Annotated in this window: 18 protein-coding genes; 11 read left to right on the top strand and 7 right to left on the bottom strand. The window is 38.2% G+C overall.

The features are described 5' to 3' along the window. Window positions 1-66: 66 nt before the first annotated feature. Complete coding sequence (locus GGR21_RS17745) at window positions 67-831, top strand: NUDIX hydrolase (protein WP_221233036.1); 765 nt, start codon at window positions 67-69, stop codon at window positions 829-831. Between the two features lie 262 nt (window positions 832-1,093). Here the strand turns inward: GGR21_RS17745 and GGR21_RS17740 are convergent, their stop codons facing one another. The 5 genes from GGR21_RS17740 to GGR21_RS17720 form a co-directional block, all read right to left on the bottom strand. Next, entirely contained in the window at window positions 1,094-1,351 is a 258-nt protein-coding gene (locus GGR21_RS17740; protein WP_183308587.1) for a hypothetical protein, read from the bottom strand. A 146-nt stretch (window positions 1,352-1,497) separates the two neighbouring features. Next, on the bottom strand, window positions 1,498-2,367 hold the full coding sequence (locus GGR21_RS17735; RefSeq protein WP_183308586.1) for an AraC family transcriptional regulator: 870 nt from the start codon (window positions 2,365-2,367) through the stop codon (window positions 1,498-1,500). A gap of 263 nt (window positions 2,368-2,630) precedes the next feature. Continuing rightward, window positions 2,631-3,530 carry a nucleotidyltransferase family protein gene (locus tag GGR21_RS17730; protein WP_183308585.1) on the bottom strand — a complete coding sequence of 300 codons (900 nt, stop codon included), beginning with the start codon at window positions 3,528-3,530 and terminating at the stop codon, window positions 2,631-2,633. Window positions 3,531-3,720: 190 nt separating this feature from the next. Continuing rightward, window positions 3,721-4,068: a DUF4907 domain-containing protein gene (locus GGR21_RS17725; RefSeq protein WP_221233035.1), complete on the bottom strand. Its 348-nt coding sequence runs from the start codon at window positions 4,066-4,068 to the stop codon at window positions 3,721-3,723. Further along, window positions 4,055-5,071, bottom strand: coding sequence for a Kelch repeat-containing protein (locus GGR21_RS17720; protein ID WP_183308582.1), 1,017 nt, complete (start codon window positions 5,069-5,071; stop codon window positions 4,055-4,057). Before GGR21_RS17720 ends, GGR21_RS17725 begins: the two co-directional genes overlap by 14 nt. 280 nt (window positions 5,072-5,351) lie before the next feature. Here GGR21_RS17720 and GGR21_RS17715 point away from each other — a divergent pair, with 280 nt between their 5' ends. Beyond that, window positions 5,352-6,692, top strand: a complete 1,341-nt coding sequence (locus GGR21_RS17715) for a DUF4270 family protein (protein WP_183308581.1) — start codon at window positions 5,352-5,354, stop codon at window positions 6,690-6,692. Then, window positions 6,685-7,893 carry a hypothetical protein gene (locus GGR21_RS17710; RefSeq protein ID WP_183308579.1) on the top strand — a complete coding sequence of 403 codons (1,209 nt, stop codon included), beginning with the start codon at window positions 6,685-6,687 and terminating at the stop codon, window positions 7,891-7,893. Before GGR21_RS17715 ends, GGR21_RS17710 begins: the two co-directional genes overlap by 8 nt. 22 nt (window positions 7,894-7,915) lie before the next feature. Here the strand turns inward: GGR21_RS17710 and GGR21_RS17705 are convergent, their stop codons facing one another. Then, on the bottom strand, window positions 7,916-8,677 hold the full coding sequence (locus tag GGR21_RS17705) for a LytR/AlgR family response regulator transcription factor (protein ID WP_183308577.1): 762 nt from the start codon (window positions 8,675-8,677) through the stop codon (window positions 7,916-7,918). Between the two features lie 44 nt (window positions 8,678-8,721). Continuing rightward, on the bottom strand, window positions 8,722-9,453 hold the full coding sequence (locus GGR21_RS17700) for a sensor histidine kinase (RefSeq protein WP_183308576.1): 732 nt from the start codon (window positions 9,451-9,453) through the stop codon (window positions 8,722-8,724). Window positions 9,454-10,534: 1,081 nt separating this feature from the next. On the opposite strand from GGR21_RS17700, the gene GGR21_RS17695 reads away from it, so the two are divergent. From GGR21_RS17695 to GGR21_RS17660, 8 genes are all read left to right on the top strand, one after another. Further along, window positions 10,535-11,122 (top strand): RNA polymerase sigma-70 factor, encoded by a 588-nt coding sequence (locus GGR21_RS17695; protein ID WP_183308574.1) that lies wholly within the window; start codon window positions 10,535-10,537, stop codon window positions 11,120-11,122. Between the two features lie 138 nt (window positions 11,123-11,260). Next, window positions 11,261-12,277, top strand: coding sequence for a FecR family protein (locus GGR21_RS17690; RefSeq protein ID WP_246348108.1), 1,017 nt, complete (start codon window positions 11,261-11,263; stop codon window positions 12,275-12,277). Window positions 12,278-12,454: 177 nt separating this feature from the next. After that, a complete protein-coding gene (locus GGR21_RS17685; RefSeq protein WP_183308572.1) occupies window positions 12,455-15,808 on the top strand; it encodes a SusC/RagA family TonB-linked outer membrane protein in 3,354 nt (1,117 codons plus the stop codon). A 12-nt stretch (window positions 15,809-15,820) separates the two neighbouring features. Further along, the gene (locus GGR21_RS17680) at window positions 15,821-17,386 is read left to right on the top strand and encodes a RagB/SusD family nutrient uptake outer membrane protein (RefSeq protein ID WP_246348107.1); all 1,566 of its coding nucleotides are present in this window, start codon (window positions 15,821-15,823) and stop codon (window positions 17,384-17,386) included. Between the two features lie 13 nt (window positions 17,387-17,399). Next, entirely contained in the window at window positions 17,400-18,446 is a 1,047-nt protein-coding gene (locus tag GGR21_RS17675) for a glycoside hydrolase family 18 (protein WP_183308571.1), read from the top strand. A gap of 5 nt (window positions 18,447-18,451) precedes the next feature. Then, window positions 18,452-19,588, top strand: coding sequence for a DUF1735 and LamG domain-containing protein (locus GGR21_RS17670; RefSeq protein WP_183308570.1), 1,137 nt, complete (start codon window positions 18,452-18,454; stop codon window positions 19,586-19,588). Between the two features lie 31 nt (window positions 19,589-19,619). Continuing rightward, entirely contained in the window at window positions 19,620-21,017 is a 1,398-nt protein-coding gene (locus GGR21_RS17665; protein WP_183308569.1) for a BT_3987 domain-containing protein, read from the top strand. Window positions 21,018-21,044: 27 nt separating this feature from the next. After that, entirely contained in the window at window positions 21,045-22,574 is a 1,530-nt protein-coding gene (locus tag GGR21_RS17660) for a BACON domain-containing protein (RefSeq protein ID WP_183308568.1), read from the top strand. Window positions 22,575-22,805 lie beyond the last annotated feature (231 nt).

The following is a 22,805-nucleotide window of genomic DNA, read 5'->3' as shown; positions in this document are numbered from 1 at the left end:
TTGTTTCATTATCTTTGTAATGATTGATGAGATTCTAAGTGAATATATAGTAAGTACCATTGGTTTATGATTGAGAAAAAGAACTTGTTTTATCCATATACGGTAGATAACATTCATCCCGGATTTTCTATTGATTGCGTCATCCTGAGCTTCCATAAAAAGAAACTCCGTATTCTTTTAAATAAATTCGATATCAGTAAATATTGGCAATTACCGGGAGGTTTTATGTTTAAAGACGAGAGTGCAGATGAGGCAGCAGCCAGAATATTAGCCAGCCGTACAGGCCTCACGAATGTTTATCTCAGACAATTTCATTTATTTAGCGATCCTAAAAGAACAAAAATGGATCAGAATATAGAGTATATTGAGAAAAATGCAGATAAAGGCCGTGATGTTACTAATACTAATAAATGGTTTTTGCAAAGATTTATAAGTTTAGGTTATTATGCTTTTGTGAAATTTGACGATGTAGAACTGGTATCGGTAAAAGAAGATACGGCAAAATGGTTCGATGTTGAGAACCTGCCTGCTTTATATTCCGATCATGATAATATAATTAAAACAGCAAAAGAGACCATTATTTCGTTGCTCCCTGTTATTCCTATTGGTTACGAACTGCTTCCCGAAAAGTTTACCATGAGTGAACTCAGGAAGATATACGAGATTATTCTGGGCAAAACAATGGACAGGCGTAATTTTCAGCGTAAAGTAATGTCTACCGGAGCTATTGTGCAACTGGATGAGATAAAGAGTACCAGTTCATATAATCCTCCTATACTATACTCGTTTGATAAGGACAGGAAAGATATAATCGACTATTCTTTTTATTGACGTTTTTTCCTCTATAAAGCTATTCGGAGCAGGTTGTATTTCAGAAGAATTAATTGATTTATAAGTTATGCCAATCAGTAGTTGAAATTATGATTGTAATAAATAATCGTTCAATTTCACTAACGCGCCTGTCGGCTTGTTTTCTCAACTTTTGTCTTGATACAAAAGTTACAAAAAATCAAGGCTGCATTCCCCGGCGACCCAAAACCAGCGTTGCGGCTGAACAAAAGAACTCGCTCATCAGCATTGCTTAATATGGATCTTATGTGTAAGCTCGAACAGCTTTTTGTTCTACGCCTCCACTGCCGGATTGGGTGCCCCGCCTGCGGAACGTATGCCCGAGTCGCGATGCGGCCAAGAAATATTCTGCCTTGTCAGGCGTCCGCCCGGTGGCATTAGTCCGAAGTGCGGGGCACCCGTCAGGAGAAAGGGACGTGAAACCAAATACTGTCTGAGCCGTAGGCGAGTTTATTTGGTTTAGTCCCTGAGCCTGTAACGGGTCGCACGAAGGACGAGCCACCAAAGCATTTTTGCATCCTTTTTTTGCTTAGGAAAAAAGGATGGCAAGTAATCTTCTATTACGCGCAGTAAAAAATAGAACTATTAAATCTAACTGCTGATTCGCATAAGTTATAATTAACTGTGAGCATTATTGTTTACCGGGAATTATTTTTTATCCCGGAATTCTTTTGGCGTCATGTTTGTAAGCTTTTTAAAAAAACGTCCGAAATAAGACGGATTAGGAAAACTCAGTTCTTCTGATATTTGCAGAACTGTAAGGTCTGTAGATTTAAGAAGAACTTTTGCACTCATGATAATAGCATCTTCGAGCCATGAATTTATTGATCTTCCGGTAACTTTCTTTAATGTCCCTGATAAATATTTTGTAGTGATACATAATTTATCTGCATAGAAAGAGGCTGCTCTTTCCTGCCTGTGATGCTCTTTTAATAAGTGAAGAAATTGTATAGAGATCTCCTCACCTCTGTTCGATGGCTGATTCCTTTCCTGGATGTTGCTGTTAACATATTTGGCAGCAAGTTCCATAAACAGAGAATACAGGAGACCTTTAATTACATGTTTGAAGAAAATATGTTTCTCGCTATTGAAAGCTGTTACTATAAATGTATGATATCCCAGTATTTTTTGAATGTCTTTTTCGGTAAGATTAAGTACCGGCATGGCTATGACTTTCCGAGGAATATCAAAGTCTTTAGGTAAGGCCATGTCTATCAGATAGTCAGAGGAGAAAGCAAGCAACTCTATCAGGAAATCTTCCGATCGATCCATCGCCTGAACTATTTGATTAGGAGGAATGGTTATAATTGAATTCTTTTCTATACGGAACTCTCTATAGTTAATCTGGATTCGCCCGGTTCCTTTCAGACACATTGCAAAAACTATTCCTTCGAACATAAACGGGTGTTCAAAAGAGATGTTTTTGGGACGTGTGCCATCCGATACTATAAAATTTTCTATTACATATTTAGATGAAGGTGGATTATCGAATGTGAATTTTTGAATTCTTTTTGTCATAACAATCTCGGTTAGAAGATTGGTAAAATTATAATATAAGTTTTTACAATTGCTGCCAGGGTAAACGAAAAAGATGTGGAGAAAGACATTTTTAAGGTAAATTAGGTATTCCTGATTATCATGTTTTAGAGCATGTTTAAATTTTATAGCTATATCAGTACGCAACAGTATCCGTATGCCAAAATATGGTATGCCAGGAAGAAATTAAGGTTTACCTAAAATAGTCCACCGGATATGTGAGGTATAGATAATTCTGTTTTAAACTAGTTCTGGTTTATACCAAACGCTTCATTAAAATGCTTGATCAAATCGGATGGAGTCTGTGCTTCTAATTTTTCATCTTTGAAAAATAAATAATTGCAAAGAAAGACAATATTATCAAAAGTAATATTTATCGCCAGTTGATAACTGACAAGGTTCGATAACACTGAATTCCTTTCTAATTTCAGGAATTGCTTTGCGAGCTCTGTATTCTTGTCAAAAACAAAAGCGATTTCAGGAGATAGTGATTCCAGTTCAAATCTTAATCTGAATTTATTGCGAAGCATCCCAGCCCAATTTTTACTTTTATAATGTTGGTACGCTATATCCTCGAACAGGGTGAATAATGTACGGTCACTGATTTCGAGAGAGGCGTATATCCCGTTCAGCAATCTGGACTTATCCTCCAGCGATGTCCATTCATCCTTACATTTGTACCGCATGTTATGTTCTATCTCGTGCCAGCCTTCTGATAATGTTGTACGCACCTGAATTTCAAAGGTAGAATCTATATATCTGAAACTATCGCTGTATGTATTTTTCCATGTATTGAATTCTTTGAGTAATTCACCTTCCAGCTGACATACGATATTTATCATAAAAGGCTCGAACTGATTTACTTTCGGACTGTCATGATGCAGATCTATTACTCTGAAAATAGAGGAAAAGTAGTCAACCAAAACTTCAATATCTTCATTAAAATACGTCATAACACGAAGCCCGATGAGATCCTGAACCAGCTTACCGTTTTTTTTATATCCTTTCCGGATAATTTTTTCTTCAATGGAATTTTTTTCTTTTATCCGTGAATATATTCGGTATAGTAATCCCGTTCTGGCTAAATTTGATTCAATAATCGTTTTCAGATTCTGTTCTATGAGAATTAATCCTTCGTATATCATTCTTTGATTATTATTAAGATGTTTAACTAACCACAGAATTAACGATTCCGTATTTATAGTTATTACTTCATTCTTTTTGCTTTTATGAATAAATAAGAAGAATGATAGAATTCTAACATCTGTTTATATTCCAAATATAAAAATGGTTGCCCCTTGATAAGGGCAACCATTTCTGACTGAAGGAATTATTTTAATTATTTAATTTAAGTATTGCATTAAGTTCTTCCATCGTAACGGTAGGATTTTCATGATTTTTTATTTTAGATAGCACCAGATTCCCTGTACTTATTGCTGATTTTTTATCGGGAAAGGACTTTTGTCCATCTATACAAGGAATACAAGACTGGTATATTATAATTTTTCCATTCTTACTGATCTGGTAACCCCAGCCTTTATTGTACTCAAATGTTTCGATACTATATACCTCTGTTTCCTTATGAAATCCGGATTCGGTTCTAAATATGAAATATAGTAATAAAGCGGCACAAATTGCTGATAATATCAGTGTCGATATTAATGTTTTCTTAATCATATTCATTGTATTCATCTTTGGGCTTGAATTCCCACATATCATCGAAATAGAGAGAAGATGATGATGACGAACTGCGGCCTGTCAGTACAAACCCTCTGTTACCGATAGCAAAACCTACAGCTGCAGTCCGGGCTGTACCTTCAAATGAAGTCCTTTCGGTCCATCTGTCGGAATATGGATTATATTCCCATGTGTATTTGTTGAGGCCACTGGTTTCTCCTACCGTGAAATAAGCTAACCCGTCAACAACAAATGATACGGCATTTAACCGGGCTATTGTGGTATAATCATCATCAAAATCGTAATCTGTTTTATCCGCGATTTGGGCTTTTTCTGTCCACGACTGAGTATCAGGGTCGAACATCCAGAAATCTGTTACATAACTTCCATTATTAACGCCTCCTACAACATATGCTTTATTATCTATAATGAAGTTACTGGCATAAGACCGCTTTGTCCCCTGAATGCTGACCCCGGTTTCCCATGTGTCGGTCTGTGGGTCGTATTTGTAGAAGTCCATAAAATAATTCGTACTAAAGCCTGTACCGGCATAACCGATTCCATCCAGATAGAATGCGGTGGCACCATAGCGGGCTGTTCCCGGGAAGTCTGCTTTTTGTGTCCATTGATTATTTATAGGGTCGAATTCCCAAAAGTCTTTGTAATAATTTATTCCATCATATCCTGTTCCGGTATATCCCTTATCTTCAGAAGCGAATGCAAAAGCCGAACCTCTGGCCGTTCCGGGAAAATCGGCTTTTTGTGTCCAGTAGCTCTGGTCAAAATTATACTCCCAGATATCATTCAATCTTTTTCTTCCATCATAGCCCCCAACTACATATGCCTTTCTGTCTATAACGAAGCAGGATGCATCACCACGGGCCGGTCCTGCAAAGTCTGAGCGTCTGATCCAGTTGCCAATGAGATCGTCATCATCATCGGAACAGGAAAAAAGACTAAATAAGCTTAGAGAAAGTACTATCAGTAACCTAATGTGAAATTTGTTCATAACAATTTAATATAGTTTTATTAATACATCGTCGTTTAATAATTGCTTGTAAAAGTATACAGGCTTTCTTTTTTGAAAAAAAAATATCGACCAGTGCCATTTAATTTACGGTGAATGATTCAAAATCATCGTTAACTGGTTATTAATCGATTTCTTCTCAAAAACACTCAAGTTATGGCATGTGAAGGATAACTTAAAGACTGAATAATACAGTTCATCGATTATATTTTCGTGTGATATTTCCTTGATCTTTCTTTGTACGGTCAACCAAAGTATGATTATGAAATATTTCTCTTCTTTTTTATTGTGCATCTTTTCTTTAGTATCGTGTATCGGCGATGACTTTTCTGTAGGGGATAATCTGATTTCTGTGAATGGACGGAATATGCTTGTCGAGAGTTGTACTGTCGAACTGGAAACCCAACTGGGAGACTCATCCGTGACCTCTGGCCTATCCAGAATATTTGAAGGCAAATATACATCTTCTGACTTCGGGACTATTACAGCTCATTCTTATTTCGATTTTAACCCGCCTGGTTATAGTACATCTGAGTTTGGCTCTAATGCAACTGTTACAGTTAAGTTCGACTCCATTACCCTGATTCTGAAGTATGATAATTTTAGTTATGGCGATACTACTCAGGTGCAAACATTAAATATATATAAGCTAGGGCAGATTATAGAACTTGATGATAACAGCAGGTTGTATTCGACATCATCAGTTCCGGCTGAAACAACTCCGTGGGCGACATACCGTTTCAACAGGCCTAATGAGCATTATGAAAATGATAGTATACTGGAGCTAAGATTGCCTGATGAATTCGGACTGGAGCTGATCGACCTCATGCAGGCTCAATCTGATTTGTTGGAAACCTATGAAAACTTTCAAACATATTTTAAAGGTATAAAGCTTTCTCCGGGGACAAATGATAATGCAGCAGTCAATAGTTTTACGCTGAATAGTGAATATCCGGTTATCAGGCTTCATTATACGACCATAGGGGCCGTTACTACCGAAGAAAATGAAATAGATATGACGGTGAATACGAGTACTGCTTTCTCTCAGATAGAAGTAGACAGGAGCAATACATTGCTCAGTTCGTTGAATTATAACAACCCGCTGCCTTCGGCCGAAACTGAAAATAAAATTTATTTACAGGGACTGACCGGGTTATATACAAAATTGAGCTTTCCCGATCTGAATGAAATACTGAAACTGGGCGATTATGTAGTCATTTCTGCAGCATATCTTTATTTCTATCCTGCATCAGGAACCTATAATGCATTTACTCCCTTGCCGTCAAATTTGTCGTTAAACTATCTGGATGAAACCGGTAAACCTATGGATATATATGTGGATGCCAGTACGACGCAGGTGCAGTCGGGGACGTTAGTCGAAGATTATATTTATAATAAAAACTATTATGCCTTTGATGTTACAAGCTACATGCAAAGCGAGTTGGGTGTGATAGGGATGTATAAGTCGACGCTGCAGCTTTATCTGGACGACACGGAAAAGAATAATACTTTGAAAAGCCTGGTGTTGGGGGATTCAATGTTCTCTGAAGAAGAAAACAGGGTTAAACTGATTATATATATTATAGCTTATGATAATGATTAAGAGACAGTCTTTTGTATTAATGCTGTTTTCAATATGTTTTGTTTTGAATATACAGGCTCAGACAACTTATTCGCCCTATTCAATGCTTGGCTTGGGCGAGATCGAAAACCGGGACTATGGGAGGACTTCGGGAATGGCTAATATAGGGATCGGTATAAGGGATTTTGATTATCTGAATCCTTCGAATCCAGCGGGAATCAGTGGTTTGGATAGTCTAAAATTTATAATGGATATATCGGTTTCTGGTAAACAATCATATTTTTCTGGTAAAGGTAAGACAGATGGCGCCTTTAATGGGAACCTGAAAAAACTGGCGTTAGGATTCAGGCTTGCTCCAAAATGGGGGATATCCTTAGGGATAAAGCCTTTCAGTGATGTCGGCTATCGTATACACAGTGAAGAACCCATTGATGGTTCAACCTCCACAAAATCGGTATACCTTGAAGGAAGTGGAGGACTATACGAATTGTATTTATCAAACGGAATAAAGATAACGGATAATCTTTCTGTCGGGATAAATACAAAGTATATCAGCGGAACATTAAAGCAAACGGAAAATCAAGCGGAATATCTTTTCGAAAAAGAATCCCAGGTTTCCCAATTCTATAATACTCTGGGTGTTCAGTATCATAGGAAAGGATGGACTATCGGTGCAACCTATGGGTATAAACAGAATATATCGATGACAAATAAAACAACAATATACGATAGTGAATATAATTTAGTGAAGGATGAAAAAGACCGGTCGACTAATCAGTTTATTCCCGAAACAATGGGAATAGGATTCTCCCATGATATCAAAAAAATTATTTGGGGTATGGACTTTCAATATCAAAGATGGAGTGGGTTAGAGTCGGGTATAGGTAGTGCTAAGATTGTAGATTCTTACCGGGTTAGCGCCGGATTCGGTTATATACCTAATAGTGACAGTTATTACAGGATTAGAAATCAGGGACAAATACAGGTTGGTGCATCATTATCAAAATCGTATATAAAAGTAGGAGGAGAAAATGCTTATAACTATTCTGTTACAGCCGGTTATAGTCTGCCTGTAAGCAAGGGTGCCCAACATCTGAATTTTGGATTCGAATACGGAAATACTTTATCCGCCCCTGCCAGTTACATAAAAGAATCATATTTTATGCTGACTGTGAATTGTACAATCTTTGAACAGTGGTTTAAGCGGAGAAAATTAGATTAATATCTTAAAAATAAATGAGCAGCTATTTTCTTATATTATTGGAGACCAGATTCTCGTATAAAGAGTTATAATAAGAATTGCTTATGGGTAGAGATAAGTTATTATCTCCGATTATTGCTTTTTTATATTCTATCGCCTTTATTTTAGAAATAGGCACTATATATGAACGGTGTATTCTCTGGAAGGAACCGTCAGATAATATTTCTTCCAGATGTTTTAAACTATCCAAAATTAAAATAGCTTTATTGGAATTATCCAGGTGGATTTTTATGTAATCGCCCAACCCTTCAATATAGAGAATCTCATTATAATTAATCTTTAATAATTTACTGTTCGATTTTATGAAGAAATAATCTTTAGAAGACTCTGTTTCGGCTGTTTGTGTTTCTGTATTCCTGCCTTTATTCTTTTTATCTTTCACATAGTGAAGTATCTTTTGCGTTGTTTTAAGGTATCTTGCAAAAGATACAGGCTTTAATAAATAATCAATAGCATCGATATTAAAACCGTCAATGGCATATTTGCTATGGGCCGAAACCATGACAACCAAAGTTTCTTTATTTATAAATAAAGATTCCAGTAACTGCAATCCACTTATATCGGGCATCTCCACATCGCAGAAAATAACATCTACTTTCTTGTTGTTTAATCCCTTCAACGCTTCTATCGGATTATTGTATATTCCGGTGATCTCAAATTCAGGGGTCTTACCCATATAGTTTTTTAAAACGTCCGAAGCGAGAGGTTCATCGTCGATAATAACACAATTTATTTTTTTATTCATAATGAACAGATTTGAAAACAAGGAGTATATATATAACAACCGGATTAATTATTTATTATCCGTTTATTATAAATTAATAAATCGACAAAAAAGGAGTTTTCTGTATCTTCTATGTGTAGTTTATGCTCGTTAGGATATATCAGATTTAGTTTTCTCTGCGTATTTTTTATACCGGTATTTTTTCCGATATGCTGAAATTCATCCTTTTTATATTTATTATTCTTTGAAATAAAACGTATGTGATCATCCGTTGCTTCTATGCTGATAAATATAGTGGACGAATAATGATTGCTTATCCCATACTGAAAAGCATTTTCAATAAAAGAGATAAAGATAAGAGGAGCAATCTCATGGTCTTTAATATCACCCCTGACATCGAATTCTATATTTAAAGAATCGGTAAACCTCAAGACTTGCAGATCAATGTAATTGGATATATATTCAATTTCTTCTTCCAGAGGAACCAGGTTTGTATCTATTTTGTCCAATACATAACGTGTTATCTGAGAGTATAATAATATTGCATCTGTTGCTTTTTTATTACCATTCAGCGTTAAAGAGTAAATTGTGTTTAATGTATTGAATAAGAAATGAGGATTTATCTGCGCTTTTAAGTAAGACAGTTCGATAATTGATTTTTCAGTTTCAATCTCTTTATTCCTTTTATTTGCAGATATCCATTCAAGAGCTAGCCTATAACATAAACTAAGTATCCAGAACAGGAAGAACTGAATAAGCGGCAGCATTACCCGTCTCATCGAAATCACTCTTTCCATTTCCATATTAGGTAAACCGGGAGGCGCTTTTATTGGAAACTGAGGGGGAACGCTGTATCTTGAGTGGGCAAATAGAACAATAATGTGATGATGAAGATAGATATATAATAAAAGAACCAGTATGATTGAGATGATGTAGATACTGTATTTCTTATTGAACAGATACTTAACTGACAAATAGTTCGCATTTATATAGAAAAAGCAGACTAAAAACAAAAATGTGATAATAAACGGATAGTTTCTACTTAAAGAAAATGGTTCATCCGGGCGTAAAGGCATTAATGTTATTATGATAAAAATACCAGTCCAGATAATGAAGTGTAGAAATAGTTTTATCGATATTTTGTACATTAAGTGAAAATTTAGCAGTTAAAAATAAAAAAACCAAATTTGCTGAAATATAAATATCGGCAGATAAGTTCATTTAATAGATATAAATGACGAATGACTCGATTAATGAACCGTCGGATATATAAAATAACAGGGGGGGATTCATTACGGGTGACTGAAATACTCACTTTCACATATTTGATTATGCTGCAATTATAGAATAGTGAACAATACCTGAAAACGTAAATTTAGCACTTGTAATGTATCTTGATGTAGGTGTCTTTATAACTACTTTTAGTTTCTAAATAATCTAAAGCCTACAAAATCTGAAATTAGATTTATTTCACTTCGAATCATTTAGTAAGAGAAAGGGGTAGTGGCAAATAGCTGCATTGTTTGTGTTGTTTGTTAAGGTATGCTGCATCTCTGAATAGAAATAAGCGGTTTTGTGCGTTTAAATATGTCAAAATGATATTGTGGTTGGCTTTGTATAGCTGTGTTTTTATTGTATATTTGTTACATGTTAAATATAAAATTACCCGTTTTGATTTTACATATTGTAATTAATAAATTCAAATATTTGAGGAGAAGAAATAGAAAAAAATATGTAATCTTATATGTAAAAAATGAAACTTTCATTTTTAATTACAAACAGTAATCAGGTATGTGTCTTTATATTGACACCAAAGTTTCGATGAATAAATATAATACCTGATAACTAGAGAAACATAACAAACAAATCCTGGTTAAGATGTCTCAAGGATCGTCTACTCATATAACCTCTTTGGAATTTGGCCAATTGTTCGAGCGGTACAAACCTCAATTTGTAATTGTTGCCCGTTCCTACGTCCGCGATATTATGATCGCAGAAGATTTAGTAACGGACTGTTTCATATCTTTCTGGGAAAACAGGGAGAAAATTGAAGCAGTACAAAGTATTCCGTCATATATCCTGATCTCGGTTAAGCGACGCTGTTTAAACTGGTTGAGAGATCAAAGCGTACATCTGAGAGTACACGAAGATATTCATTCTTCGGCATTACGGCTGATATCTTCCCGTATTGTAACTTTAGAAGCAACTGACCCGAATAATCTGTTTCTGGAAGAAATATCTGCTATAATCAAGCGTGAACTTGCAAACATGCCGGAACAGACACGACGGATATTCCTTGCCAGCCGTTTTGGAGAAAAGACATATAATGAGATCGGAGAGAAGTTCGGATTGTCTTTTAATCAGGTATCTTTTGAAATAAGAAAAGCAACACAAATCCTTCGATTAGCCTTAAAAGATTATCTTCCGGCTCTTATTCTAGTATATCTATCTCGTGTTTTTCTCTAATGTATTATTTTTCTCTTCTCACAAGTGTCTTGTTTATTGTGTTTTATGTATAATCTAAAAAACAATCCGAAAATTTATATTTTTTAATTACAAATCGAAACAAGCTGTGTGTCTTTAATGTATGAACAACACTTTAATTTGAAATTAAAAAAAATATCATTCGGATTACAAACATCAGTTTCTGATGTGTCTACTAAATATATGGAAAAAGAATTGCTACTAAGATTTTTGAAATGTGAAACCACTCCCGAGGAAGAAAAACTTCTGATCGATTGGCTGGATGCCGATCCTGAGAACCAAAAGGAATTGGATGCAATGCAACTCATGATGGAAGGTTTGGCCCTTTGTGCCCCGGAAATAAAGGAGATGAATGCATCGGTCCCTTCTCGCCGGACTAGCCTTTTGGTAAAACTTTCGAGGGTATCAATCGCTGCTTCCATTGCAATAATTATAGTTGCAGGAATAGGTTATAAATATTTTCAGAATACATTAAACGGTCTGTCCAGTCAAAAAACAACAGTGGAGGTTCCTGATGGGCAACGTATAAATATGACGCTTGGAGATGGAACCGAAGTCTGGCTCAATGCCGGTGCAAAACTGGAATATCCCTCTGTCTTTTCGGGAGAAGAGCGTCGTGTAAGAATTTCGGGAGAAGTGATGTTTGATGTGGAGCACGATACAAAACATCCATTTATTGTAGAAACTTTTGCCTGTGATATAGAAGTCCTTGGAACAAAATTTAATATCGAGGCATACGAATCGGATAATTTCTTTTCAGCGGCATTGATGAAAGGTTCTATAAAACTAACAAACCGTCTGAAAAAAGATAACCCGATTATAATGAAGGTCAACGATAAAGTATTACTTGTTGACGGATATTTACAATTGAAGAAAATCGAGAACCATGATGAATACCTTTGGCCTGAAGGAATTATCAGTATACACAATATAGGTTTCGAAGAACTGATGGCCAAATTTGAACGTACATATAATGTACAGATAGATATCCGTAGTAAGAATATGCCGAATATCAATTACAGCCGGGGTAAGATACGGGTTTCTGACGGAATAGACCACGCATTGAGAGTGCTGCAGGATGCATCGAATTTCTCCTATAAGAAAGACCCCGAAACAGGAGTGATAACAATCCTGTAATTAAATTTTTATATATGAACTAAACCCTTATAGCCTATGAGTTAAAATACCGGAAAAACAATTTAAGCCTGTGATGAAAAATTAAAGCCTGCCAACGCTCGTGACATTAGCAGGCCAGCAATCACAGCAGATTAACTTTAAAGTTCTAACCACTAATGATTCTTATTTCACAAAGTTATGGATAAAAAAAGTATTCAGCAAAAAAAATGGCTTTTTGCGTACGTCATTGCCATTGGTTTTTTCCTGATAAGCCTACCGATTCATGCGCAAAATATTCGTGTGACGATAAAGATGCAGGATGTCCCGATGGAAAGTGTCATGAATGAGATCGAAAAACAGACCAAATATCTGTTTATCTCCAACAAAGAGATCGATATCAAACGCAAAATAAGTATTGACGTTCAGGATAAGCCAGTCAGTGAAGCTCTGGCACAAATGGTAAAGGGTACGGATATAGCTTATAAAATAAGTAACTCCAATATCCTCCTTTCAAAACAAAACCCTTCAGACAATAAACCGGTTACAATATCGGGAACGGTTACCGATGACCAGGGAAATGCTGTTATCGGAGCTGTCGTTGCCGTCAGTGGAACAACCAGCGGTACAATAAGTGATGTGGACGGGAATTTTATATTACAAGCCCAGCCTCCTTTAACAAATGCGGTTTTAGCAGTATCCTGTGTAGGCTATGAGCCGGTAAATACCACAATCGGAAATCAGACTCAGTTCAAAATTACCCTACGGGAAAAAGATATTACACTGAGCGAAGTTGTGGTTACTGCCTTTGGTATCGAACGCTCAAAGAAAGCACTTAGTTACAATGTACAGGAAGTGACTTCCGAAGATATAGTCGGAGTAAAAGATGCTAACTTTATAAATGCGCTCAATGGTAAAGTCGCCGGAGTAAACATCAATGCCAGTTCGTCCGGTATTGGAGGAGCCAGTAAAGTTGTAATGCGCGGTTCCAGATCGATAGAACAATCGTCGAATGCACTTTATGTCATCGATGGAGTACCAATGAATAATGTAACCAGAACAAACGACACCAGTACGGGGTTCGACTCGACAGGTTCGTCTGACTTTGCAGCAGACATTAATCCCGAAGATATAGAATCTATTTCTATCCTTACGGGTGCTTCCGCTGCTGCGCTTTATGGAAGTAGTGCAGCCAATGGAGCTGTTGTTATCACTACAAAAAAGGGAAAGGCAGGCAAAACAAGTGTGACTATAACACAAAATACTGAATTCCTGAAACCATTTGTTAAATATGATTTTCAGAACAGGTATGGCACAAGTGATACCAACATGAGTTGGGGTAGTAAGCTCAATAGCTCTAACTATATGGGCTATGATCCTTACAGTGACTATTTTAATACAGGAGTTGTTACAACCGAAACCGTTTCTCTTACAACAGGAAACGATAAGAACCAGACTTATTTCTCGGCCGGAGTGGTGAATTCCGAAGGTATTATTCCAAATAACGAATACGACCGTTACAATTTTACATTCCGCAATACAACTTCGTTTCTCAATGATAAGATGACTCTGGATGTAGGAGCGAGTTATATTAAGCAAAAAGACCTGAATATGACCAACCAGGGGGTATATAGTAACCCTATTGCGTCAGCTTATCTTTATCCCCGCGGAAATGACTGGAACAATGTAAAAATGTTTGAGCATTATGACGATCAACGCAAAATATACACCCAAAACTGGGATATGGCTCCCGGTGAGTATGTTTTGCAAAACCCTTACTGGGTGAATTACCGTAACCTGCGGGAGAACAAGAAAGACCGTTACATGCTGAATGCGGCATTAAATTATAAAGTTCTCGATTGGCTGACATTGTCAGGGCGTGTCCGTTTAGATGATTCACGGGAAAAATCGACAAAAAAATATTACGCCTCTACAAATACTTTGCTTACTGAAAATTCAACAAACGGACTTTATGGTGAAAGCACATTAGACAACAGGCAGATATATGCCGATGCCATGGCAAGGGTAAACCGGCGTTTCGGAGAGGATTGGAGCCTTGATGCATTTGTAGGTGGATCGATACAGGATACGCGTACAAATATAAATGGCATATATGGTCCCATACGTGACGGTTCTGTTGAAGGAGAAACAGCCCTTATTCCTAATGTGTTCAACATCTTGCAAATAAGTAACTCTCTTTCAAAAAGAGATGTGTCGGGAATAAAAGAGCAGCAGCAATCGGTTTTTGCCAGTGCCGAAGTTGGCTTTAAGAGTACATATTACTTATCGGCGACTCTTCGTACCGACTGGCCTTCACAACTGGCAGGCCCTGAATCTGTCAATAGCTCCTTCACATATCCTTCGGTAGGAGGATCCGTAATATTATCGGAGATTATCAAACTACCCAAACAAATTAATTACCTTAAAGTCAGGGGTTCTTACGCCAATGTGGGACTTGCATTCAAACGATATTTATCAAATCCGACATATTCGTGGTCTGGTAATCAATGGTCTACCACTTACGATTCATACCCTATTAAAAATCTGAAACCCGAGCGTACACATTCATATGAAGTAGGGCTTACAGCAAAGCTCTTTAATGATTTTAATCTCGACGTCACACTCTATAACACCAATACGCTGGATCAGCTTATCAACACAGGAATATCTCCGGGATCGGGATACAATACCATGTATATACAGACGGGCGATGTGCGCAACCGTGGTATTGAAGTTAGTCTGGGATATGATAAAAAATGGGGAAACTTCGCATGGAACAGTAACTTCACTTTCAGTGCTAACAGGAACAAGGTTATGAAACTTGCCGGAAATGTAACAAACTATGAAACCGGAGAAACGTTCTCTTTTTCTCATCTCGATATGGGGGGCTTAGGTGATGTACATTACCTGATAGCTGAAGGAGGAACATTGGGAGACCTTTACTCTTCGGCAGACCTGGTACGTGATAGTGACGGAAAAATATATGTAGACGAAAATGGAGAAGTACAGGCTATCCGGGGAATAAAAGACATGAGCCAGTGGAAGAAACTGGGAAGTGTATTCCCTAAAGCAAATCTGGCCTGGCGAAATGATTTTAGTTATAAAGGAATCAATCTGGGTTTCCTTATAACTGCGCGTCTGGGTGGAGTTGTATTCTCACGCACACAAGCCACTCTCGACTACTATGGAGTGTCGGAAGCTTCGGCGGCGGCCCGTGATAATGGAGGAGTATCAATAAACGGAAATCTTCTGGATGCATATAACTGGTATAATGTAGTGGCCAATTCAGACGGAATACCTCAATATTATACTTACAGCGCTACCAATGTTCGTCTGCAGGAAGCATCTATCGGATATACAATACCAAGAAAATGGACAAAAATATGTGATGCGACTGTATCTGTTGTCGGACGTAATCTGTTGATGATCTATAAAAGAGCTCCATTCGATCCTGAATCTGTTGCCACAATTACCGACAACTATTACCAGGGGCTAGACTATTTTATAACTCCAAGTACAAGGAATATTGGTTTTAGTGTACGAGTGAAATTTTAATTCGCAATGACTATGAAAATGAAAACATTCAAAACGCTTCTCGTGCTTGCTGTTTCGCTGGCAGCTGCCGCATGTACAGCTAATTACGAAAGTATAAATAAAGATCCGTATACGACTGATTCGGAGGAACAGGGGCGTGACGGATACAATATATCGGCACCGTTGCGCACAATGCAATCCAATGTGATTTCGACAGATGTTAACCGTTGTCATCAGACTGATATATTGCTGGGAGGTGCTTATGGCAGATATGCATCTGAATCGAAAGCTGGTTCGTGGCCGAATAAATTCTCTACATTCGATGCGCCTGACGGATGGTCGAGTGTTATGTTCAACGAAGTTATTCCTCAGGTATATCCTGCTTATATTAAATTAAACAGCCTTACCGACGACCCGATCACTCTTTCGATAGCAGAAATACTGAAAGTCCTGGCCATACATAGGGTAACTGATGCATACGGGCCGATACCTTATTCCAAGATCGGTGCAGATGGTGCGATACAAGTTGCTTATGACTCTCAAAAGGATGTCTATATGAAGATGTTTGACGAGCTTGATACTGCGATCGATGCTCTGACAGAACGCCAGACAGGATCGATCAGTACAAATGCAGATCTTATTTACAAGGGAGACCTCGTAAAATGGGTTAAACTGGCCAATTCACTGAAACTGCGCCTTGCTATGCGTATCGTATATGCAGAACCGGGTACAGCCCAAACAAAAGCAGAAGAAGCAGTGAATCACTCGATCGGAGTGATGACATCCAATGATGATAATGCTGCCCTCACAACTTTCGACGTTGATGGTAATCCGATAAATGTAGCTGTTAAATATAACGATGGCGACAACCGTTCGGTTGCAGATATGACGGCATATATGAATGCCTATAATGATCCGCGTAGAGCTGCCTATTTCATAAAATCAGGATTTACATCGGTAGATTATGCCGGTTATCGTTCGGGAATATCCATTGGGAGTGTAAGCGAATTTGAGAATTATTCCATATTCAACATAGACAGGACTACCCCTCTGCAATGGATGAATGTGGCGGAAGTTATGTTCCTGAGGGCTGAGGGAGCTTTACGTGGTTGGAATATGGGCGGAACAGCCGAAACGTTCTACAACCAGGGGGTTACATTATCGTTCAGCCAATGGGGTGTAACCGGTGCTGAAACATATCTGGCCGATGCGGCTTCTTACCCTAACGGGTACACCGATCCGGGAGGAAAATATTCTTACAATACACAGTTGTCGACTGTAACAGTTAAATGGGATACAACCGATGAAACCAACTTTGAAAGAAGCCTGGAACGGATCATTATACAGAAATGGCTGGCCAATTTCCCGCTGGGACAAGAAGCCTGGGCTGATCGCCGTCGTACGGGATATCCTGTAATGATTCCTGTTGTTGTGAATAATAGTCCTAATAACATACTCGCCAATTCGGACGTACCAAGAAGATGCCCGTATCCTGCACAGGAGGCAATTAATAATACAAGTAATTATAATGCTGCAGTAGCTATTCTGGGCGGAGCAGACAATATTGCTACCCGTGTGTGGTGGGATTGCAAACCATAATAAATGACAAGCCATGAATAAAATGCTTAAATATAAGATCATAGCTATTGTTTCCAGTCTTTTAGTTGCCTTTGCATCCTGTGACGACTGGACCGGTACTGAAAGTATCAACCTCATCGAGGCTGATATAGAAAAAGATAATCCGGAGCTTTATGCCCAGTATCTTGCTAATCTGCGGGCATATCGCAATACTGACCATAAAGTTACCTACGTATGGTTCGACAATACGAAAAATGCACCGGTTAGCCGGGGAGAACAGATCAGCGCTATTCCCGATAGTATAGATGTCGTAAACCTGACTAATCCTGACGATCTCTCGTCATGGGTTATGTCCGATATGAAAAGCGTCCGTGAAAATAAAGGAATGAAATTTGTCTTCACTATCAGTTATCCTGATATAGAAAAAGAGTATGAACAATACCTGTCACAAAACGAAGAGGGAGATGAATCGGCAGATGGTTTCCTTGCATATGCAGCAGATTTTGTAGATAAGAAACTCGCCCTTATTGATAAATATGGCTACGATGGCATTTCAGTCCTTTTTTATGGAATGAAGACAATCCATCTGGGAGATGAGGCTAAAGAAGCATATCTGGCCAGGGAAAATGCCTTCATGTCGAAGATAAGCACATGGGTTGCCCAGAAGTCTGATAAGATATTCATTTTCGAAGGGAATCCGCAGAACCTGACAGATAAATCCATCTTGCAGGAAGCCGAATTCATCGTTGTCCGTACCGAGTCTTTGAAATACGCTTCGGGGCTTAGCTATGAAGTTCTTTTGACTATTGAGGACGGAGTGCCGACCGATCGTTTTCTGATTACTGTAAATACTAAATCTCTCGATGCGACAGACCTTAAGACCGGATATTACTATAACAGTGAAAATGAGTTAGTTTCCTGTATACCTTTGGCTGCCGAATGGATTGATACGTATGAATCTAAATTTAAAAAGGCAGGATTGGGTATTCTAAATGTACAGAACGACTACTACAATTCGGGTAATAGTTATATGAATATCCGCAATTCTATCAGCACAATGAATCCTTCACCAAAAGAATGAAAGATATGAACAAGATTAAAATATGTATATTTTGCCTGTTGGCTGTTATACTGTTCTCGTGTAACGAAGATTATGAAGATTTTGACAGTAAGGCATTTATTGATTCAGACTCTAAACTTACTACATACCTGATTAAACCGGATGTCTCAGAATATTCCACATTGTTGAATGTAAGTGTTCCGAGGCCGGCCGTTGAGGATATCGAATTTATCTTCAAAGTTGATGAGTCTCTTGTAGCGACTTATAATAATTCATTTTCGGACAATGCAGTGATCCTGCCGTCGGACTATTATACAATCCCCGAAACTAAAGCAAGAATAGCAAAGGAAAGTGTACGTTCAACTGATATCGAAATCGAATTTAAAGATGTCAATCTGCTCGACAGGGATATTGTTTACGTCCTTCCCGTAACTATTGCCAGTGCCGGTATAGAACTGTTGGAAAGTGCCCGCACCCATTATTATATATTCAAAGGTGGTGCTCTTATCAACTGGGCAGCCGATATCGAAGAAAATTCTTTCCCTGTCAACTGGGGTAACAGTTCTCTTGTAACTGGCATGACAGAAGTAACCATAGAAGGTTTGTTATACCTCCGCCAGGCGGAACGAGATGGCTCAGATAGCCACATTATGACCTTCTTCGGAACAGAAAGTTCATTCCTTATCCGTTTAGGAGATACATTTGATCCGGGACAGATAATGGTTGTTAAAAACTCCTCAGGTAAATATCCTGACAATGCGAATGACCGTACCAAAGCTCCTGTAGGCAGATGGTTCCATCTGGCGGTGACACATGATGCATCCAATACAATCCGTATCTATATCGACGGAGAATTGATGTCAACTACCTCAGCCGCGAGTGGCACATTCAGCCTTGCGTCCGGTTGCTATATAGGAAAATCGTATAACGACAACCGTTACTGGCCGGGAATGATCGCCGAAACACGCGTATGGAATAAAGTCCGTACACAGGAAGAGATCGCAGCGCATATATATGCTGTAAGTACAGACTCGGAAGGTCTTGTAGCTTATTGGAAATTTGACGAGGGCAATGGTAATACAATAACGGATCACTCCGGCAATAACACTTCTGTTACGGCAAATTCAGCATTGAAGTGGACCAGTGTATCGTTGCCTGAATAATAGTTGTCTGTTAACTAAAAATGATTGTAAAATGAAACAGTATTTGAAATTAAGAATATATGTACTTGTACCTGCTTTACTGGCAATAATGTCTCTGTCGGTTTCTTGTACAGATGATATTGTGGTCACAAATGGCGATTATAGTAAATATGAGGCTGCAAATCATCCATATGGATATATTAAAAACGCTATTGCTCCGGCGGAGAGGCTCGTCGATCTTTACCAGACCGATGTTGAAAAACAGATAGAGGTAGGAATAACCAAAAGCATGGATAGGGCTGTGGATATGAAAATAACTATCGACGAAAGTATTCTTACAGCATACAATAGCGCCAACAAGCAGGATTTTGCTATGCTTCCGGTTTCTTTAGTCACTATCGGACAAGATGGTGTAGTTGTAATACCTCCGGGATATAACAAATCTGAACCGGTGAAAATAACCATTTCGCCTTCGGCTAACCTTGTTGAGGGTACAACCTATGTTATACCTCTTCGTATTTCGACTGATGATGCTGAAGTAAAATTGACCGAGACACAAGAGCAGTATCTTTTCTTTGTGGTGGCACAGGGCGAACGTCTCGATCCCAATAAGAGTGCCGGCTACAAAGTGCTGAGCTGTATGGAAACCGGAGATGCCGATCCACGTATACATTGTGAATTTTTCCTCTCAAACGAGGGCAAACCATTGTTCGATATTGTAGCTTTGTTTTCTGCTAATATGAATTACAATGCCTCTACAGGTAAAGTATATATTCACATGAATAACAGTATTGGTCCTATTCTGAATAATAGAGACCGGTATATCAAACCGCTTCAGGATATGGGTATAAAGGTTCTTATGGGATTAATGGGTAATCATGATCCTGCGGGAGTGTCTCATTTGCAGGAGTCTACTGCTATCGAATTTATCGAAACCCAGGTTAAACCTGCGGTAGAAGCATATGGTTTGGATGGTATTTTTTGGGATGACGAATATACTTCTCCCAACGCTTCTATTCCCGGGTTTTCTACGGCAAGTAAAGCCAATGCGTCAAGGCTGATATTTGAAGCTAAAAGGGCTATGCCTGACAAATTGAATGTAGTTTTTGCCTATTCTACGATTAATGGACTGAATGAAGTTGATGGGGTAAAAGCCGGAGAATATGTAGACTATTTTACATCTAATTACGGTTCTACTGTTGCTATTAGCAGCTTTGCAGGTTCTACAACCAAGCAGGGTATGCCTCGTCCTTATGAATTTGCCCTTGGTACTACGGGCTCGCCTTCAACAATTGTAAGTGGTAACTGGGGGGGGATTATGGTATTCGCACTGAGTGAGCATCGCACCAACTGGAATTCGTTCGGACTCCCGGCACTACGTACTATTGCAAGTACTATGTTTAATGATGAACTTTATTATACCGGGAAAAGCTATCCTGTGGAATGGTAATGTTTTATATTAAAAAATGATTATCGTATGAAAAAGTTATTAATTATATTAATGTCGCTGGCTGCAATATTTACTGCGTGTGGCGACAGCAATGACAATGCAGAAAGCTTTGAGAATCAGGAGATATCAATCAGTGCCGCAAACATATTGCTGGATATGGAAGGGATTTCAACAGGTTCTTCCAGTGCGGTAACTGTGACATCTACTGCTGATTGGCGACTTACCGGAGATCTTTCATGGGTAACAGCTTCTGCAACAAAAGGTAGCAATGGCACTACTGTTACATTCTCGGCAGCGACGAATGATACCGGAGAAGAACGGGAAGTAAATCTGCATTTTATTTGTGGCAATGCTACGCAAAAGCTGACAGTAAAACAGCTTCCTGAAGAGATAGTAGAATTTACGAAAATAAGTGATTCATATACAATGGCCACTGCCGGTGGTCGTATAACAGTTATGGTAAACACCAATCTCGATGTTTTCAATACTGATATATCGGAAGACTGGGTAACTATTCGTGCGGAAAAAGACGACTCCGAAACAAAATGGGTACAATTCGTCTTTGAGGCTAATACTACCTTTTATGACAGGACTGTAGAGATTACCATGTTTAAAGGTACTGATTGGGAAACTTCATTTACTGTAACTCAGACCAAATTTACAGGAGTTATCATCAGTGGAACTTCCGACTTTGAATTTGGAGTTGCCGGGGGAACTGCCACTGTAACCGCTACAGGAAATGTCAATTTCAATCCGTCTATTACTACCGCCAATGCAGTATGGATAAGTGCAGTGGAAACATCATCAACAGGAACGGATATTATAACAAAAACATTTGAAATAACTTGTGCTGCAGGAAATTGGACTCGTAGCGGAGTTGTTACCATTTCTCCAGCTTCGGGTACATCTGCTACTGTAAATATATCTCAGGTAGATCCAAATCCGGAATTATTTGATGTGCCTGATGCCGTTTTTGCAGCCCGTCTTGTTGCTCTTGGATATATTGTTGCTAAAGATAATAAGTATTATATGACTTATTCAGGGTATACGGCAACTTCTTTGTCTTTTAGTTCCAGTGCTTATTCGGCAATGGAATCAGTCGCAGGAATAGAAAGGTTTGAAAATCTAACCTCGTTCTCCTTGTATTATTCGGATGTGAAAAAACTCGATCTTAGTAATAATACAAAGATTACAACTTTAACATTGAGTTATATTCCAATAGAAGAACTGATATTGGGAGATATGAATAGAACAAGTCTTTCATTGACATATCTATACAATTATTATAATAACTCTAATTGTGCCGAATCGTTCACTATTTCGAGTAGTAAATTGACTTCCTTAACTTTAAATATGACATCGTCATACTATGCGAGTTACGAAAAGGTAGAATGGATCGACATTACAGGTTGTCCTGCGATGACTACTGTAACGGCTAACAGGTACGGAGGCAAATTGAAGACTGTATATGTGACTCAGGCTCAAAAAGACGCTTATGATGCGGGTACTCTTAAAATTACTAATAGTTACAACACAATGGATATTGTTGTAAAATAAAACAGGTGATCTTTAAAAAACACCCCTGCATACCAGCAGGGGTGTTTTTTAAACTGGGGAAGACATTTTCTACCGGAAATACAGTCTCTTCTATGTCCCTTATTTAAAAAGAATTATATTGAAGAACAGCTTATGTAAAACCATAATACTACAATGAGATCAGATTATATTCAGAATATACATAGGTGTTTAGGTTATCTATTGTTTGGAATGGCCGTGCTAGCCTCTTCC

Source organism: Dysgonomonas hofstadii (genome assembly GCF_014196915.1).
GTDB lineage: Bacteria > Bacteroidota > Bacteroidia > Bacteroidales > Dysgonomonadaceae > Dysgonomonas > Dysgonomonas hofstadii.
This window is presented reverse-complemented; position numbering and strand designations above follow the sequence as displayed.

What these genes read in the sequence shown, in the direction of transcription:
- GGR21_RS17745 (WP_221233036.1), top strand. Translation starts at nt 67, where the DNA reads ATGATTGAGAAAAAGAACTTGTTTTATCCATATACGGTAGATAACATT.
- GGR21_RS17735 (WP_183308586.1), bottom strand. Translation starts at nt 2,367, where the DNA reads ATGACAAAAAGAATTCAAAAATTCACATTCGATAATCCACCTTCATCT.
- GGR21_RS17730 (WP_183308585.1), bottom strand. Translation starts at nt 3,530, where the DNA reads ATGATATACGAAGGATTAATTCTCATAGAACAGAATCTGAAAACGATT.
- GGR21_RS17725 (WP_221233035.1), bottom strand. Translation starts at nt 4,068, where the DNA reads ATGAATATGATTAAGAAAACATTAATATCGACACTGATATTATCAGCA.
- GGR21_RS17720 (WP_183308582.1), bottom strand. Translation starts at nt 5,071, where the DNA reads ATGAACAAATTTCACATTAGGTTACTGATAGTACTTTCTCTAAGCTTA.
- GGR21_RS17715 (WP_183308581.1), top strand. Translation starts at nt 5,352, where the DNA reads ATGAAATATTTCTCTTCTTTTTTATTGTGCATCTTTTCTTTAGTATCG.
- GGR21_RS17710 (WP_183308579.1), top strand. Translation starts at nt 6,685, where the DNA reads ATGATTAAGAGACAGTCTTTTGTATTAATGCTGTTTTCAATATGTTTT.
- GGR21_RS17705 (WP_183308577.1), bottom strand. Translation starts at nt 8,677, where the DNA reads ATGAATAAAAAAATAAATTGTGTTATTATCGACGATGAACCTCTCGCT.
- GGR21_RS17700 (WP_183308576.1), bottom strand. Translation starts at nt 9,453, where the DNA reads ATGGAAAGAGTGATTTCGATGAGACGGGTAATGCTGCCGCTTATTCAG.
- GGR21_RS17695 (WP_183308574.1), top strand. Translation starts at nt 10,535, where the DNA reads ATGTCTCAAGGATCGTCTACTCATATAACCTCTTTGGAATTTGGCCAA.
- GGR21_RS17685 (WP_183308572.1), top strand. Translation starts at nt 12,455, where the DNA reads ATGGATAAAAAAAGTATTCAGCAAAAAAAATGGCTTTTTGCGTACGTC.
- GGR21_RS17680 (WP_246348107.1), top strand. Translation starts at nt 15,821, where the DNA reads ATGAAAATGAAAACATTCAAAACGCTTCTCGTGCTTGCTGTTTCGCTG.
- GGR21_RS17675 (WP_183308571.1), top strand. Translation starts at nt 17,400, where the DNA reads ATGAATAAAATGCTTAAATATAAGATCATAGCTATTGTTTCCAGTCTT.
- GGR21_RS17670 (WP_183308570.1), top strand. Translation starts at nt 18,452, where the DNA reads ATGAACAAGATTAAAATATGTATATTTTGCCTGTTGGCTGTTATACTG.
- GGR21_RS17665 (WP_183308569.1), top strand. Translation starts at nt 19,620, where the DNA reads ATGAAACAGTATTTGAAATTAAGAATATATGTACTTGTACCTGCTTTA.
- GGR21_RS17660 (WP_183308568.1), top strand. Translation starts at nt 21,045, where the DNA reads ATGAAAAAGTTATTAATTATATTAATGTCGCTGGCTGCAATATTTACT.